Source organism: Exiguobacterium sp. s128, assembly GCF_018618815.1.
Lineage (GTDB): Bacteria > Bacillota > Bacilli > Exiguobacteriales > Exiguobacteriaceae > Exiguobacterium_A > Exiguobacterium_A antarcticum.
The window spans coordinates 1-421 of the sequence record NZ_JACSMT010000108.1; the positions used below are offsets into that span (position 1 = coordinate 1).

At 52.0% G+C, this 421-nt stretch carries 1 protein-coding gene; it reads right to left on the minus strand.

Annotated elements, in window-relative coordinates; all coding sequences use genetic code 11:
* Positions 1-421, minus strand: a 421-nt coding sequence (locus KNQ13_RS15835; protein ID WP_214773289.1) for a transposase, incomplete at both ends; no start/stop codon positions are given.

Genomic DNA, 421 nt, shown 5'->3' on the forward strand with positions numbered 1-421 from the left:
GCTGCATTCGGGAAGACACGAGTAGTTGCCTTCGCCATCGCAGGTGCAAAATCACTGACGACAGAACGAACATCTCCCAGTACACCTTGAAGCGCAGCCGTAATCGCCGATACGTCCCGGCCCGGGACGATAGACAGAAGACGTCCAGTCTTGGCATCAAGAACGATCGTCGCATAGTGGTGTCCTTTTCTCGTGGCGAACTCATCGACGAGGATGTGTGTCGCCTGTCCCACTGTATCCACTGAAGCGTACTGATAAAACCACCGTTCCACAGTCGTATAAGGAAGTTCATATTCATGCGCAACATCTGAAATTGTCCGGCCATGGCACCGTTCTGTGATGCCTTTTCGGAACACTTCGGTAGAAGTACGGACGAGTCCGAGACCGTAGTCATATACGAACGTCAAATCACAAGAGAGGC